The organism is Sporosarcina luteola (assembly GCF_007991495.1).
GTDB classification, from domain to species: domain Bacteria; phylum Bacillota; class Bacilli; order Bacillales_A; family Planococcaceae; genus Sporosarcina; species Sporosarcina luteola.
The window spans coordinates 37,444-53,880 of record NZ_BJYL01000023.1; the positions used below are offsets into that span (position 1 = coordinate 37,444).

General features: G+C 47.1%; 15 protein-coding genes and 1 other annotated feature. Of the genes, 1 reads left to right on the top strand and 14 read right to left on the bottom strand.

Annotated elements, in window-relative coordinates; translation table 11 throughout:
* Nucleotides 1-8 precede the first annotated feature (8 nt).
* The 14 genes from SLU01_RS09100 to SLU01_RS09165 all read right to left on the bottom strand — a co-directional run bounded on the left by SLU01_RS09100 (nt 9) and on the right by SLU01_RS09165 (nt 14,381).
* Nucleotides 9-524 carry an NYN domain-containing protein gene (locus SLU01_RS09100; RefSeq protein ID WP_147057495.1) on the bottom strand — a complete coding sequence of 172 codons (516 nt, stop codon included), beginning with the start codon at nt 522-524 and terminating at the stop codon, nt 9-11.
* Nucleotides 521-1,279 (bottom strand): 23S rRNA (guanosine(2251)-2'-O)-methyltransferase RlmB, encoded by a 759-nt coding sequence (rlmB, locus tag SLU01_RS09105; protein WP_147057498.1) that lies wholly within the window; start codon nt 1,277-1,279, stop codon nt 521-523. Before rlmB ends, SLU01_RS09100 begins: the two co-directional genes overlap by 4 nt.
* Complete coding sequence (locus SLU01_RS09110) at nt 1,276-1,707, bottom strand: Mini-ribonuclease 3 (RefSeq protein WP_147057500.1); 432 nt, start codon at nt 1,705-1,707, stop codon at nt 1,276-1,278. Before SLU01_RS09110 ends, rlmB begins: the two co-directional genes overlap by 4 nt.
* Complete coding sequence (cysS, locus tag SLU01_RS09115; protein ID WP_147057502.1) at nt 1,704-3,101, bottom strand: cysteine--tRNA ligase; 1,398 nt, start codon at nt 3,099-3,101, stop codon at nt 1,704-1,706. Before cysS ends, SLU01_RS09110 begins: the two co-directional genes overlap by 4 nt.
* Complete coding sequence (cysE, locus tag SLU01_RS09120; protein WP_147057504.1) at nt 3,082-3,750, bottom strand: serine O-acetyltransferase; 669 nt, start codon at nt 3,748-3,750, stop codon at nt 3,082-3,084. The genes cysS and cysE overlap by 20 nt, the downstream gene beginning before the upstream one ends.
* 63 nt (nt 3,751-3,813) lie before the next feature.
* Nucleotides 3,814-4,037, bottom strand: a binding site (T-box leader).
* 139 nt (nt 4,038-4,176) lie between these two features.
* On the bottom strand, nt 4,177-5,640 hold the full coding sequence (gene gltX / locus SLU01_RS09125) for a glutamate--tRNA ligase (protein WP_147057506.1): 1,464 nt from the start codon (nt 5,638-5,640) through the stop codon (nt 4,177-4,179).
* Nucleotides 5,641-5,709: 69 nt separating this feature from the next.
* A complete protein-coding gene (gene ispF, locus SLU01_RS09130) occupies nt 5,710-6,186 on the bottom strand; it encodes a 2-C-methyl-D-erythritol 2,4-cyclodiphosphate synthase (RefSeq protein ID WP_147057508.1) in 477 nt (158 codons plus the stop codon).
* Between the two features lie 11 nt (nt 6,187-6,197).
* Nucleotides 6,198-6,881, bottom strand: coding sequence for a 2-C-methyl-D-erythritol 4-phosphate cytidylyltransferase (gene ispD / locus SLU01_RS09135; RefSeq protein WP_147057509.1), 684 nt, complete (start codon nt 6,879-6,881; stop codon nt 6,198-6,200).
* Nucleotides 6,882-6,900: 19 nt separating this feature from the next.
* On the bottom strand, nt 6,901-8,004 hold the full coding sequence (locus SLU01_RS09140; protein ID WP_147057511.1) for a PIN/TRAM domain-containing protein: 1,104 nt from the start codon (nt 8,002-8,004) through the stop codon (nt 6,901-6,903).
* Between the two features lie 182 nt (nt 8,005-8,186).
* The gene (gene radA / locus SLU01_RS09145) at nt 8,187-9,557 is read right to left on the bottom strand and encodes a DNA repair protein RadA (RefSeq protein ID WP_147057513.1); all 1,371 of its coding nucleotides are present in this window, start codon (nt 9,555-9,557) and stop codon (nt 8,187-8,189) included.
* Between the two features lie 72 nt (nt 9,558-9,629).
* Nucleotides 9,630-12,074 (bottom strand): ATP-dependent protease ATP-binding subunit ClpC, encoded by a 2,445-nt coding sequence (gene clpC, locus SLU01_RS09150; protein ID WP_147057516.1) that lies wholly within the window; start codon nt 12,072-12,074, stop codon nt 9,630-9,632.
* Between the two features lie 174 nt (nt 12,075-12,248).
* Nucleotides 12,249-13,331 carry a protein-arginine kinase McsB gene (mcsB, locus tag SLU01_RS09155; RefSeq protein ID WP_147057518.1) on the bottom strand — a complete coding sequence of 361 codons (1,083 nt, stop codon included), beginning with the start codon at nt 13,329-13,331 and terminating at the stop codon, nt 12,249-12,251.
* A complete protein-coding gene (locus SLU01_RS09160) occupies nt 13,321-13,884 on the bottom strand; it encodes a UvrB/UvrC motif-containing protein (RefSeq protein WP_147057520.1) in 564 nt (187 codons plus the stop codon). The genes mcsB and SLU01_RS09160 overlap by 11 nt, the downstream gene beginning before the upstream one ends.
* A 26-nt stretch (nt 13,885-13,910) precedes the next feature.
* Nucleotides 13,911-14,381 carry a CtsR family transcriptional regulator gene (locus SLU01_RS09165; RefSeq protein WP_147057522.1) on the bottom strand — a complete coding sequence of 157 codons (471 nt, stop codon included), beginning with the start codon at nt 14,379-14,381 and terminating at the stop codon, nt 13,911-13,913.
* 514 nt (nt 14,382-14,895) lie between these two features.
* Between SLU01_RS09165 and SLU01_RS09170 the strand changes: the two genes are divergently transcribed.
* Complete coding sequence (locus SLU01_RS09170) at nt 14,896-16,422, top strand: AbgT family transporter (RefSeq protein WP_147057524.1); 1,527 nt, start codon at nt 14,896-14,898, stop codon at nt 16,420-16,422.
* Nucleotides 16,423-16,437: the final 15 nt, after the last annotated feature.

The window sequence follows — 16,437 nt, forward strand, 5'->3', positions numbered from 1 at the left end:
TCAACCGTTCATTTCATTCCGCGCCGCCATTTTTCAAATATTTCTGCCACCTCGTCCGATAGTTGAATCTTTGAAAATGGCCGCTGCTCTTGGATTACCTTGACTTTATTCGTAATCAATTTATCGATTTCATCCATTTCAATTTCCAGTTCACGGGCCGATTTCCGAAGGGCGCCCTGAGCGAAGATGACCCATTGCTCCGTCAAATCCGATGTAGCTACATGAATTTGCACGCGCCGCCCACTTAGCTCGGACACCATTTTTTCGATTCGTTCATCAGCAGTTTCGTTTTCGCGGGTAAAAACAATTTCAACTTGATGTTTTTGGTTTTTCTTCTCAATCCCCGGAACAAGGTGCGCATCGAAAATGACAATAACCCGCCAGCCCGTATGCGCCTTGTATTCTGCCATCCTTTCGATGAGCCGGTCACGAGAATCAGCCAAACTTTGGAGCTTCAGCTTCCTTAGTTCTGGCCAAGCCCCAATTATGTTATAGCCATCGACGAGCAATATATCTTTCTTCATGACCCAGAGTTTAAGGGCTTGCGTTTACGTAACACTTCGTACATGAGCAAGGATGCAGCGACAGAGGCATTCAAGGAAGTGACTTGTCCCACCATCGGCAAATGATAAAGGAAATCGCATTTCTCTTTCAAAATCCGAGACATTCCCTTGCCTTCACTGCCAATTATGATCGCTAGCGGCAATGTCGCATCCATCGTGCGATAATCTTGCGAGCCTTTCGCATCCGTACCCGCAATCCATACTCCTGCCTTCTTCAATTCTTCAACCGTTTGAGAAAGATTGTTTACGCGAACGACAGGAATATGCTCAATCGCACCAGTTGAGGCTTTCGCCACAACGCCCGTCAGACCGACTGAACGACGCTTCGGAATAATAATGCCGTGCACTCCTGCGGCGTCAGCTGTCCTTAAAATCGAGCCTAAGTTGTGCGGATCTTCAAGTTCATCCAAAATAAGAAAGAACGGGTCCTCACTTCTGTTTCTGGCAATCGCAAACAGATCATCCAGTTCGGCATATGCATAAGCGGCAACGGAAGCAATGATGCCCTGATGATTGACGTCGAGCATTCCGTCCAACTTCTGTTTTGGCACGGCTTGTACGATGATGCCCGATTGTTTCGCAAGAGATAGGATTTCACCTATGCTCTTTTTATTCAACCCTTCAGCAATCCAGATCTTATTCAACTCTCTGCCGGAGCGCAATGCTTCTACGACTGGGTTCTTCCCGCCTATCAATTCCGATTCCTGATTTGTCATGTCGTCCCCTCCTCTTCCGGATTTTCAATGAACCGCATCGTTTCCCCGATAATTTCTCCTACTCGATCATTTCTTCCAAGTAAATATAAATAGCCAAGGACCGCTTCGAACCCTGAGCTATAGTTATACGTCAACACATCTGTATTTTTAGGGACCGAACCTGATTTTGCATTTCGTCCGCGACGCAGGACCGCTTCCTCCTCTTCGGAAAGGAAGCCGGTTTCATGCATCATTTTGACGGCCGCCGCTTGGGCTTTCGCCGAAACATACCGAGTCGCTTCTTTATGAAGAACATTCGGTTTCACGCGGCCCGAGCGCAGTAAATGCTCCCGGATCGCCTGTTCATAAACCGCATCCCCCATATAGGCAAGCGCAAGCGCGTTCAGTTGCTTTACATCAATATCGCGCAATGTATACAATTTGCTCATCCCCTCTTCCACCGCGTACCTTGTGCAGTGTCTTCAAGGATGATGCCTTGTTCCTTCAACAGATCTCTAATTTCATCAGAACGACTGAAATTCCGTTCACGGCGCGCCGTTAACCGCTCCTCGATAAGCGCTTCAATTTCCCCAGCCAACAGGTCTTCTCCAGTGAATGGCAAACCAAGCACTTCCATCATGCGTTCAAATGTGGACAGGAAGTACTCAAGGACTTCTGTCTGCGTATTTTTTTCAAGCAGATACAAATTGGCAACTTTCACAAGTTCAAAAATGACTGCGATGGCATTCGCCGTATTGAAATCATCGTCCATCGCCACTTCGAATAAGCGTACCGCTTCATCCACTTTGTGCTTCCAAATATCTTGTTGGTCACCTAAGTCTGCGGATGATTGTAAGCGGTGCTTCAAATTATTGTAAGCCGTCTGAATACGGTCTAATCCGTTTGCCGCACTTTCCACAAGTTCCTGCGCAAAGTTGACAGGATGACGATAGTGAACAGAAAGCATGAAGAAACGTAGCACCCTAGGGTCGATCTGCTTACGGATGTCATTTACAAGAATGAAGTTCCCAAGTGACTTCGACATTTTTTCATTATCGATATTAATATAGCCATTATGCATCCAGTAACGCGCAAATTGTTGACCCGTCATCGCTTCTGATTGCGCAATTTCATTCTCATGATGAGGGAACGTCAAATCCTGCCCTCCTGCATGAATATCGATTGTATCGCCCAAATGCTCCCGCGCCATAACGGAGCATTCGATATGCCAACCGGGTCGACCGAGGCCCCAAGGACTCTCCCAAGCAATTTCCCCTTCTTTTGCCGATTTCCATAACGCAAAGTCGAGCGAGTTCTCTTTAATGCCGCTTTCCTCGATGCGCGCGCCGACTTTCAACTCATCGATCGACTGATGGGACAGTTTCCCGTATCCATCAAACTTGCGCGTCCGATAATAGACATCTCCTTGTGCTTCATAGGCAAACCCTTTCTCGATAAGCACTTGGATGAATGCGATAATGTCTTCGATATGCTCAGTCACTCGCGGATGGGCATCCGCCTTCGCGCAACCAAGTGCCCCAACATCTTCGAAATAGGCATTGATGAACCGGTCGGTAAGCTCGCCGACCTCTTCGCCAAGCTCATTGGCCGTTTTAATGATCTTATCATCGACATCTGTGAAGTTCGACACGTAATTCACATCGAATCCACGATACTCCAAATACCGGCGGACTGTATCGAAAACAATCACCGGTCTTGCGTTGCCGATATGAATGTAGTTGTAGACGGTCGGTCCGCACACATACATTTTTACTTTCCCTTCCTCCATCGGAATGAAAGGCTCCTTCTTCCGCGTCAACGTATTATAAATTTGAATACCCATCGGTTTCCACTTCCTTCTTTTCAAGTTCGTTAATCCGCCTTTTCAATTCAGCAATTTCCCCTTCAAGACGATTGCATGTATCCGAAACAGGGTCCGGCAAGCTTAGGTGATCATGTTTATCTTTCACACGAACCCCATTCGAAATGACGACTTTGCCCGGAATGCCGACAACCGTCGAATCAGACGGTACGTCTTTCAAAACAACAGACCCTGCGCCTACTTTACTATTCTCACCAATCGTTATGGAGCCCAGTACCTTTGCGCCTGATGCTACAAGGACATTGTCCCCCAGTGTCGGGTGCCGCTTCCCCTTCTCCTTGCCCGTTCCGCCTAGTGTCACGCCTTGATACAATGTGACATCATCGCCAATTTCACAAGTTTCACCAATGACGATTCCTGACCCGTGATCGATAAATAGACGCCTTCCAATCGTTGCCCCGGGATGGATTTCAATACCCGTAAAGAATCTGCTGACTTGTGAAATGACCCTCGCGATGAAGAGCATATTTTTTTTATAGAACTTATGGGCAATCCGATGCGACCAAACTGCATGGAGGCCGGAATACGTGAGTACTACTTCCAACGTACTCCGTGCTGCAGGATCCTGTTCGAATATGCACTGAATGTCTTCTTTCATCCTACGAAACACTTTTGGACCTCCTTTAATTTTATATTTTGCACAAATGCAAAAAAGCGCCTCTGTCCATATTTAGACAGAGACGCATTAGATGCGCGGTTCCACTCCGCTTGAAAGCAGCCAAAACGCCACTTCCCGCTTGACGCCTGTAACGCTGGCGGTGCGTCCGGCCTACTGCATTGTTCGGCACGGCGCTCAAAGGGGCATTTCCACATTACAGGGGCACGGATCACTTACAGCCGGTGATGATCCTCTCTGTAGAGCATGCAATGTGTACTTTTCCTTATCAATGCTTTTTTATGCTAGTCGTTTTTATTAATCTTACGTCAATTGTACAATGATTATACTTGAAGTCAACTATCTAGATCAAAAACAGAGGGCGGAGCTGACTTATGACCCGAGCCTCTGCCGCCTGGAGCTAGATGATCGTTGCTGTAATCAAGCTTCCGCAAATTTCGAAACGCGGTCGATTGTTTTTTCCTTGCCGATCAAGGCGATGGAATCCGGTAATTCCGGTCCATGTGCTTGACCGGTTGTGACTACACGGATTGGCATGAACAGGTTTTTCCCTTTATGGCCAGTTTCTTTCTGCACCGCTTTGATGGCGGCTTTGATTGAAGCTGGATCGAATGACTCAAGCTCGCTCAACTGGCGCTTAAAGGATGCCATCACTTCCGGCACTTGTTCGCCAGCAAGGATTTCTGTTGATTGTTCATCATATTCAATGTCGTCATTGAAGAATTGGGCGGTCAATTCGACGATTTCAGCGCCATAGCTTAATTGGGCTTGGTAAAGCGCGATCAAGTCATGCACCCACTGACGTTCCTCTTCTGTCATACTCTCACTTACACGTCCAGCTGCTACAAGATGCGGCAATGCCAATTCGATCACTTCATCCAAGCTGAGCTTCTTCACGTATTGGTTGTTCATCCAAGTTAATTTCTGCTTATCGAACATGGATGGTGACTTCGACAGGCGGCTTTCGTCGAACAGTTTTACAAGCTCATCATGTGTAAAGATTTCTTCTTCTCCACCCGGCGACCAGCCAAGCAAAGCAAAGAAATTGAACATCGCTTCCGGCAAATAGCCAAGATCCTTGTATTGGGAAATGAATTGAATGATCGACTCGTCACGTTTTGAAAGCTTTTTCCGATCTTCATTGACAATTAACGTCATATGGCCGAAACGTGGATAATCCCAGCCAAATACATCATAGATCATTAATTGTTTAGGTGTGTTCGTCAGATGTTCTTCACCGCGGAAGACATGCGATATTTTCATCAAATGGTCGTCGACAACAACCGCGAAGTTGTACGTCGGAATGCCATTCGCTTTGACAAGCACCCAGTCACCGACATCCTTCGATTCGAAAGCTACTTCCCCGCGCACTAGGTCGTCGACTGTGTAGGTCACGTTCTCAGGCACTCGCATGCGAATTGTAAACGGCATGCCAGCCGCTTCTTTTTCAGCGACTTCCTCAGCTGTCAAATGACGGCAAGTTCCGGCGTACATCGGTGCTGCGATACCAGAAGCTTTTTGTTTTTCACGTTCTGCTTCCAATTCTTCAGAAGTACAGAAACATTTGTAGGCATGCCCTCCATCCAGCATGTCCTGTGCATATTTCGTATAAAGATCAAGACGTTCCATTTGACGATATGGACCGTACTCCCCGCCGATATCGACAGATTCGTCATGGTGGATCCCTAGCCATTTCAAATTATCGAGCTGGGACAATTCACCTGCTTCAATATTTCTTCCCGTATCGGTATCCTCAATTCGAACGATGAATTTTCCGCCGTGATGACGGGCGAATAGATAGTTGAACAGTGCCGTCCGGGCTCCGCCGATATGTAAATGGCCAGTCGGACTTGGCGCATAACGTACACGTACTTCTGTTGTCATTTGAGTGCATCTCCGTTCATAGTAAATTCCTGTGTTATTTTAACATTGCCAATACGTTTTTAAAAGGACTCAATCTTTTAATAGCAGAATCGTCGCCATCGAGGCGATCCCTTCTTCTCTTCCTACGAAGCCCAGTTTCTCAGTTGTCGTCGCTTTGACGTTCACTTGGGACACATCAGCTTTCAGCAATTCTGCAATGCGCGCGCGGATCGTTTCGATATGAGGAGCCATTTTCGGGCGTTGCGCCATGATTGTACAATCGACATTGCCCAGACGATAGCCTTTCGACTCCACGATCTCCCATACCTTTTGAAGGAGTATGGCAGAATCAGCATCTTTAAAAGCCTCATCCGTGTCCGGAAAATGCCTTCCGATATCTCCCTCTCCAATTGCGCCGAGCGCCGCGTCAGTCACAGTATGCAAAAGTACATCCGCATCGGAATGCCCTGTCAACCCTTTTTCATGAGGAATTGTAATCCCCCCGATAATTAAAGGCCGACCTTCCTCAAACTGATGTACATCAAACCCTTGTCCAATCCGAATCATCTGTCATCCTCCTACTGTCTACGTTTCAACAGGACCTCGCCGAACAGCAGGTCCTCTTTAGTTGTCATTTTAACATTGTCATACGTACTTTCCACAATTCTTACGGGATAACCAAGGCGCTCGACGATCATCGACTCATCTGTTCCTAAGAACCCATCAGCCTCCGCCTTATCGGAAGCCTCTTTCAACAGCTCATAACGGAATGCTTGAGGCGTCTGAATCGCCCAAAGCTTTGACCGATCCACTGTCTCTTCGACGATGCCTATAGGCGCGTATTTTATCGTATCCTTCACTTGGACGCCCGCGATGGCTGCGCCATGTTCGGACGCCTCCTCGACAAGCTTATCAATGACTTCCTGGTGAATGAAAGGTCTCGCCGCGTCATGCACAAGCACAATCCCTTCTGCTTGATGGGCCCTAATGCAGGCGGCAACACTTTGTTGCCGCTCCGCTCCCCCCTCGACAAGAGCCTTCACTTTTGTAATGCCAAACTGTTCAAGTATCTTTTCAATTTCAACTTTCTCTTCCAACTTCACTGAAAGGATCATTCCGGAACAGCCCGGATCCCGTTCAAACACTTCCAATGTGTGTATTAATATCGGCTTCCCCGCCATTTCTAAAAACAGCTTATTGAACCCGGCACCCATACGCCGTCCGCTCCCCGCTGCAGGGAGCATCACTGTATACATTTTCATTAACCGTCCCTATCTTTCCTCAATAAGACTTTGAAGTCTTGCCATTCTTCGGCTTTGCAAAAATCATGCGTCCTGCAGATGTCTGCAACACACTTGTCACAACAACATCGATTGCATTCCCAATATGCGACCTTCCTTCTTCGATGACAATCATCGTGCCATCATCCAAATAAGCGATTCCTTGATTATGCTCTTTGCCATCCTTAATAACGACGACGTGCATCTCTTCACCAGGAATGACAACAGGTTTCACAGCATTCGCCAGGTCATTGATGTTCAATACGACAACACCATGCAAATCCGCCACTTTATTCAGATTGAAATCATTCGTGACGACAAGACCATTCATGCTTTTCGCCAGACGTACAAGCTTAAGATCCACCTCTGCCACGTCGCTGAAATCCTCATCCGTAATCGAAATGTTTGGACCGTCGTCGGTTTGAAGACGTTTCAGGACATCAAGGCCGCGCCTTCCTTTTGTACGTTTCAATGAATCTGAAGAATCCGCAATATGCTGGAGTTCCGTCAAGACGAATTGAGGTACGACAAGCACCCCTTCAAGAAAGCCGGTCGCTGCAATATCTGCAATCCTTCCATCGATAATGACGCTAGTATCCAGAATCTTATTCAACCTGGATTCAGATTTGCCTGCAACTTCCAAGCCTTCCTTTTTCTTCGGGTTGCTGTTTCTCGCTGCAAAAATCGCGTGCGAAAATTCTTCCCGTTTCTTAAAGCCGACCTGAAAACCAAGATACCCAAGAAGGATGGAAAGCACTACTGGCAAAACTGAAGTAATGAACGGGATTTCAAGACTGCTTAAACCAAAACTGACAAGAAAGGCGACACTCAACCCGACCATCAAACCGATTGTACCGAACAATAAATCGAAAATAGGAGCCTTCAACAAACGATCTTCCATCCATTTGATGAAATTCACGATCGGCTCCGCGATAAAGAGGCTAAGCAAATATAATAATACCGCCCCTAAGACCGCTGCTACATAGGGATTGTCAATCATCGGCTTGGAAGTAAAAGAAGATAATGTGAATAAATACGGTAAAAATAAAACGCCGAGCGTTCCCCCTATGAGCAGCAATCCAATTTGAACTACTCTTTTCAACATGCACAACACCTCCATTTCGTTATTATAACTATACATGTTTTCCATACCCTACGCCGTTCTCGACCATCCAAAATGGTATTTTCACAACAAAAGTAGGACTTTCCCTTACATGCAAAAGTTCCATACATGCCATCATTGAAGGCTGGAACTTTCAACCGCTCCAGGCCCTCAACTGTTTTTTTTCAAGAAAAAACGATATTCAATGCTTCTCTTACCGTTTCGACGCCGACAACTTGAATTCCTTCCGGAAAATCCCAGCCTCCGATGTTTGAAGAGGGAATGAAGATGCGCTCGAATCCGAGTTTCGCGGCTTCCGTAACGCGCTGTTCAATGCGGGATACACGGCGTACTTCACCGGTCAGTCCGACTTCACCGATAAAACAATCCATCCCGCCCGCAGCCGCATCCCGGAAACTTGAGACAATGCTCACAAGTACTGCAAGATCGATAGCGGGCTCATCAAGCTTCACGCCACCCGCGACCTTTATATAGGCATCCTGTGTTTGCAACAGCATTCCCATTCTTTTTTCAAGGACAGCCATCAGCAACGAGACGCGATTCTGATCAATTCCAGTCGCCATCCGCTTCGGATAATTGAAGCTTGATGGCGTGACGAGCGCCTGGATTTCGACAAGGATCGGTCGGGTTCCTTCCATTGACGCGACCACGGTAGATCCAGCGCCCCCTTGTGATCTTTCCCTCAAGAATAACTCGGAAGGATTCAGTACTTCTTTCAATCCCGACTGCAACATTTCGAAGATAGCAATCTCATTCGTAGAACCGAAGCGGTTTTTCACACTACGTAAAATCCGGTACGTATGATGCCGCTCCCCTTCGAAATAAAGGACAGTATCCACCATATGCTCAAGGAGGCGCGGACCTGCAATCTGTCCATCCTTCGTCACATGACCAACAATGAAAATAGCGATATTTTGTGTCTTTGCGATACGCATCAGCTCCGCCGTACATTCACGTACTTGCGATACACTGCCGGGAGCGGAAGTCACTTCGGGATGATGGATCGTTTGGATGGAGTCGGCAATGACAAATTTAGGCTGAACGTCATTTATCGTCTCATGGATTTTAGCCAAATCCGTTTCCGCATAAATATAAAGCTCATCCGAGGCGACACCGAGCCGTTCTGCACGAAGCTTCGTCTGCCTGATCGATTCTTCACCTGATATGTAAAGAACGCGCTGATTTTGATTGGCAAGAAGGGAGGATACTTGCAGCAGCAATGTCGATTTTCCGATACCGGGATCCCCGCCAATCAGCATAAGCGAGCCCGGTACAATTCCGCCGCCAAGCACGCGATTCAGTTCGCCAAGCTCCGTTTTTACCCGCGGTTCCTCGGCAGTCTGTATAGCGCTGATCGGCATCGCTTTTTGCTGGATCGTTTCCGTATGCTGAAAAGCGCCCCGTGGGCCTTTGCTGACAATCTCAACTTCTTCATCCATCGTGTTCCATTCGCCGCATCCCGGGCATCTGCCCATCCATTTCGGCGACTCGTACCCGCAATCCTTACACATAAACTTTGTTTTCCGTTTTGCCATATATACCTCCATATACGAAAAGGATAGCCCACCCACGTAGACAGCGAGCTCTACGGGAGGGCCATCCTGTTATTAATTTTCTGTTACTGCTACACGGTCCGTCTTGACGACGAACTTATCATCTTCCACATCGACGATCACTTTCCCGCCGGTTAGAACCGTTCCGCTCAAAAGCTCCTCCGACAGGCGATCTTCAATATGCTTTTGCAATGCACGTCGAAGCGGTCTTGCCCCGTATTCAGGGTCATAGCCCTCTTCAGAGATTTTAGTTTTCGTCGCATCCGTCAGCTCCAATGTGATGTCCTGTTCTGCAAGACGCTTCGTCAACTCATTAGACATGAGAGAGACGATTTCACGCAAATGTTCCTTCTCAAGCGAGTGGAAGACGATCATTTCATCCACACGGTTGAGGAACTCTGGACGGAATGCTTTTTTCAAGGCGTCAAGCATATTCGATTTCATGCCCTCGTAATCCTGATCTCCATCGTTTAAGTTGAAACCGACATAACGGTTTTTCTTCAACGTTTCCGCCCCGACGTTCGACGTCATGATGACCACTGTATTACGGAAATCGACTGTTCGCCCTTTTGAATCCGTCAATCTACCATCCTCAAGAACTTGCAGGAGGATATTGAAAACATCCGGGTGCGCTTTTTCAATCTCATCCAGTAGGACGACCGAATAAGGCTTCCTGCGTACTTTTTCCGTCAACTGTCCGCCTTCGTCATAACCGACATAGCCAGGAGGCGAACCGACAAGTCGTGATGTCGCATGCTTTTCCATATACTCGGACATGTCAATGCGGATCATCGCATCTTCATCGCCGAACATCGCTTCTGCAAGCGCCCTCGCAAGCTCCGTTTTACCAACGCCGGTAGGTCCAAGGAAAATGAAAGAACCAATCGGGCGTTTCGGATCCTTTAACCCGGCACGCGCTCTGCGGATCGCCCTTGAAATGGCTGTAACCGCCTCTTTTTGCCCGATGACACGTTCGTGGAGAAGCTCTTCCATGTTCAATAACTTGGCAGTTTCCGTCTCAGCGATTTTCGCCACCGGAACTCCTGTCCACATCGCGACGACCTCGGCAATGTCATTGACCGTCACTTCGGATTCCTTCTTGCCCTGCTTCTCTTTCCAAGCGGTCTTCGTCGTTTCCAGCTCTTCTTTCATTTTTTGTTCCTTATCGCGGAATGATGCCGCCTTTTCGAATTCCTGGCTTTGCACCGCGGCATTCTTTTCATGTCGAATCGCTTCCAGTTTCGCTTCCAGTTCCTTCAAGTTCGGAGGCGTCGTGTACGAACGGAGGCGCACCTTCGAGCCTGCTTCATCGATCAAGTCGATTGCCTTATCCGGCAAGAAACGATCTGAAATATACCGGTCCGACATCTTCGCCGCAGCATCAATCGCTTCATCCGTGATTTTTACACGGTGATGTGCTTCATAACGATCGCGCAACCCTTTGATGATCAAAATCGTTTCTTCGACAGTTGGCTCATCCACTTGTATCGGTTGGAAACGTCGTTCAAGCGCTGCGTCCTTTTCGATATACTTACGGTATTCGTCAAGCGTTGTCGCTCCGATACATTGCAATTCACCACGCGCAAGAGAGGGTTTCAAGATGTTCGATGCATCGATTGCACCTTCCGCCCCACCTGCTCCGATAAGCGTATGCAATTCATCGATGAACAGAATAATATTGCCCGCCTGCCGAATTTCCTCCATCACTTTCTTCATACGATCCTCAAATTCGCCACGGTATTTCGTACCCGCAACGACAGTCCCCATGTCGAGCGTCATGACGCGTTTATCACGAAGGATTTCAGGTACTTCATTATTGACAATCTGCAATGCCAGACCTTCCGCAATCGCGGTCTTTCCGACACCGGGCTCCCCGATCAGAACTGGATTATTCTTCGTACGTCTGGCCAGAACTTCTATAACTCGAGTAATTTCCTTGCTGCGCCCGATAACTGGGTCGAGAGAACCTTCCCGCGCCACTTCTGTTAAATCACGAGCGAGGCTATCAAGAGTAGGCGTCGAGGCGGATGAAGTCGTGCCTTGATTGCCAACCGAGCTGTCGGTGCTTCCCAACAGTTGAAGAACTTGCTGTCTTGCGCGGTTCAAACTGACGCCTGCATTATTCAGTACACGTGCTGCGACTCCTTCTCCTTCACGGATGAGCGCCAATAGAATATGCTCTGTTCCAATATAGGAGTGGCCCAGTTTTCGCGATTCATCGACGGAAAGCTCGATTACCTTTTTCGCTCTTGGCGTGTAATGGACTATCGGACCAACTTCTTTTGAACCGGAACCAACAAGGCTTTCCACCCCTTTTTCAATTGTTTCGAAACTGACGTCGATCGCTTCCAATGCTTTCGCTGCGATGCCGCCGCCTTCTCGTATCAAACCTAATAAAATATGCTCAGTACCGATGGATTCATGTTTCAGTCTGATCGCTTCTTCTTGTGCAAGTTGCAAAACTTTTTGCGCTCGCTGTGTAAAACGATTGAACATCATATTCTTCCCACTCCTTCTATTTAACATCTAGTATTTTTCCTACAAGAAAGTGTAGATAGGTTCCCTACTTACTTTATTCTCAAGGACCGCAGTGCAATCCAATTCCACGAAATTGACTTTGACTATCTTTGACTTAAGTATAATAAAAAGAAAAGTCTGTTGCAAAATGTTTGCTCAGTTTTCTTTATCATTCTCTTCCTCATGCTGCTCAGCACTCAAACGTTCACGAAATAAAGTAGCGCGGAATATATCCCTTTCCTCCGCCGTCAATTCCGAGCCGGCATATTGTTGAAGGAATCCCGGCTGCATAAAGATCATCAATTCGTTCAAGATGGACATATCCACATCCTCAATGATCCCAAGGTCGATGCCAAGGCGGACATCCGATAGGCAACGGGCCGCTTCCCCGGAAGGCAGCAGTCTCGCAAATGTGATGATGCCAAGTGATCGGAACAATTTGTTTTCCAAGGCAACGCGGGATTTCGAAAGAAGGATTTCACGCGAGCGCCTTTCATGGGCAATGAGACGCAACGCCACATTTTTCAAGTCGGAAAGGATTTCCTTTTCAGGTTTGCCCAATGTCGTCTGGTTCGAAACCTGATAAATATTGCCCGGTGCTTCACTGCCTTCTCCGTAACTCCCTCTGACGACCATTCCGAGTCTTGATATAGCAGGAATGATCCGGTCGATTTGCTTTGTAATTGTCAATGCCGGCAAATGCATCATGACCGACGCCCGCATGCCTGTTCCCGTATTTGATGGGCAACTAGTCAAGTAGCCGAAATCCTCGTCAAAGGCATACGGCAATTCATTCTCAAGATAATTATCGACCGTGTCCGCATGATCGTATGCATTTTCCAACTGGAATCCAGGGTAGATACATTGGATGCGAATATGATCTTCTTCATTCACCATGATGCTTAGCGTTTCGTCTTTTGAGAGAAGAACCGCTCCATGGCGTTTCGTGTCTATCAATTGCGGACTGATGAGGTGCTTTTCTACGAGCACTTGCCGTTCGAGAGACGGCAACTCAGACATCTTCATATAGGCATACCCGTTTTCATCGGAGTTAAGCAAGGCAGCGGCAATGGAAGCGTCGACTTTCTGTGCCTCCTCAGGCGTGAATGCGATCGGGAAACGGTACCCCCTTAAATTCCGGGCCAACCGGATCCTCGTCGACATGACGATATCGGAGTGCTCCCCATGTGACGCCATCCATCCCGTAACAGCGCCTTTCATGAATTTATTAATTGACATCGTGCTCTTCACCTCCATCGCTGCATTCCGCCAAACGATGCTTCAACGCTTTCGCTTCATCCCTCAAGGCGGCGGCATCTTCAAAGCGCTCCTCATCTATTGCTTCTTGCATCTTCAATCGGATTTCATCAATTTTCTTTTTCACGGCAAACAATTCATTGAATGACACCGGTATTTTCCCGACATGTGTCGTATGGCCGTTATGAAGCTTGCTGAAAATGCGCGGCAGCCTCTCCCTAAAAGTGTCATAACATGTCGGACAGCCAAACTTGCCAATATCCAAGAACTTTCTAAATGACAACTGGCAATCAGGGCAAGTCGGTCCTTCAGGCATACTATCCCTGGACTGTTGAAAAGGTTGCGCTGAATCGTTTACTCCGAACCAATGCGACAGGAATTGTTGGATGGACAACGGTTCTTGATTCGGATCGAAATGAAACATTTGTGATTGGAATGCACATTTCTCGCATAGATGTCGCTCCGTAGTGCCACTCATGCTTTCTTGAGTGAAAATGACGGAAGCCGGTCGTTCCTTGCAATTATCGCAATTCATTGTTTGCACCTCGTTTTCGTCAAGTTCTATTGCATCTGTTTATAAATAAGCGTCATAAGCATCGCCTGCAAGATTCTTGCCCGGATCAAGTCACGCTCCGGCAATGGATAATGCAGTGTAGTTCTGTCTACTGCGGCAAGGATGAGTCTGGATTCCCGTTCAGAAATAACTTCTTCCTCAAGGAGCCGGTAGACGACGTCTTCTGCCATCGTGTACGTTGCACCTTGTTGGATTCCCTCTAAAATATGTTCGATCAGTTCCTTATGCGAATTCGTCTGGACGCGGTAAATCCGGATATACCCCCCGCCTCCTCGCTTTGATTCGACTGCATATCCTCGTTCGACGGTAAATCGGGTGTTAATGACGTAATTGATCTGTGAAGGGACGCATTGAAACTTCTCCGCAACCTCACTTCTTTTGATTTCAATAGTTCCATTATCTTCACTTTCGATAATGGCCTTTAAATACCCTTCAATAATGTCGGAAATGTTTCGCATGATCTCACCTCTTTCTTCCTGGTGATAAGCCATTGACTTTGACTATCTTTGACTTAATTGTACATGATTAAACATCTTGATGGCAATTGAAATGCACAGTTAAAATATGTGGTATTAAAGTAGCTAACTCCGGATTTCCACTTAAGGCGGACGCTTTCCGGTCCAATCCTAAAGTAAGCCTGAAACATTTTAATTCAATATATAAATTAGGTTTAAAACGTGGTTTTTTGGGTAATTAACTAGTTGAGGATTTTTTTATGACCTCTTCTTCCTCTTCACGGAGTTCTGTTCGAAAGGGTGGTCCGTAGCAGTTGAGGCAAACAGCTGCTACCCATCGCACATGTGCAGTCTGCCCTTTTGAACAAACTCTCATAACAGAGTGACAGGCACCACTTGAATATAGGAGCAGCCCTTTATTTCGGGGCTGCTTTTTTTCGTTTTTCGTAAGTCATATTGTCCATTACTCTTTAATACGTTACATAGAAGAAGAGTTATATGGAGGAGGAATGGGAGAGTGAATTCAGCTAAACTACGCAATAAAGGCTTGTTCAACAGGTTTTTGGACTTCATTGAGAAATACGGAAACAAATTGCCTGACCCCGTCATGTTGTTCGTTTATATTGCCGCACTTATTTTAGTTTGTTCAGCAATTTTTGGCGCTCTCGGCACATCAGCCATCAACCCCGGCACAGGCGAAGAGGTCAAAGTCGTCAATTTGCTGAATGGGGAAGGTCTCATCATGATTTTGACTAATTTAGTGAAAAATTTTACGAGCTTTCCGCCCCTTGGCCTCGTCCTTGTCGTTATGTTCGGGGTAGGATTGGCAGAATCGACCGGCTTAATTTCCACGATTATGAAGACGACGATTTTGAATGCGCCTAAGAAAATCATACTGCCAACAATCGTCTTCGTCGCAATCATGGGGAATGCCGCAGCTGACGCGGCTATGGTCGTTTTGCCGCCTATCGTTGCGATGATTTTCATTGCGCTCGGCAGACACCCGATCGCCGGGCTGGCTGCTGCCTACGCGTCCGTTGCAGGTGGATTTTCTGCGAATCTTATCATAAATGTATTGGATCCCCTCGTGTATGGGTTTACTGAAATTGGCGCCCATATCTATGACCCGACTTATTCAGGGAATCCCGGGATGAACTATTACTTTTTAGCAGTATCCGCCTTAGTCTTAGTTCCAGTTGCAGTTTTAGTCACAACAAAAATTGTCGAGCCACGACTTGGTAAATATGATGGAGTGGTTGAAGAGTTAGAAGAAGTTTCAGCTATCGAGAAGAAAGGCCTTCGGTGGGCCGTACTATCAGTCGTTGTTATTATCGGAATCGTATTGGCCCTTTCACTTCCGGCTAATGGGCTATTGCGCCATCCCGAAACCGGCAGCTTAACGACTTCGCCATTGATGGATAGCCTTGTTCCGTTAATGATGATTCTATTCCTTGTTCCGTCGATCATTTACGGAAAAATCGTCAAGTCCTTAAATAACTCGAAGGATTTCGCTGATCACTTGGCGAAAGCGATGTCCAGTATGGGCATGTATATCGTCATCTCATTCGCCGCAGCGCAGATGATCGCATATTTCAATTGGAGCAATCTAGGCCCAATTGTAGCCATTAAAGGCGCCGAGTTGCTTGAAACTCTGAGCTTGCAAGGTTTGCCACTATTCATCGGTTTCATCATCGTCGCTGCCCTTATCAACTTCCTAGTTGCCAGTGCATCTGCAAAATGGGCAATTCTCGCACCAGTTTTCGTGCCAATGTTCATGATCATGGGATATAGCCCAGCCTTGACCCAAGCCGCCTACCGCATCGGTGATTCCATCACGAACCCGATTACACCAATGCTTGCATACTTCGCAATCGTTCTGACATTCGCAAAAAAGTACGATCCAAAAATCGGAATCGGCACATTCATGACATCACTTTTGCCATACTCAATCGCATTCGCCATCATGTGGATCATCCTATTCGCTGCCTGGTACTTACTCGGCATTCCATTAGGACCTCAAGGCGAACTGTTTTTGAACAAATAAAAGAAGGGTTGCTCC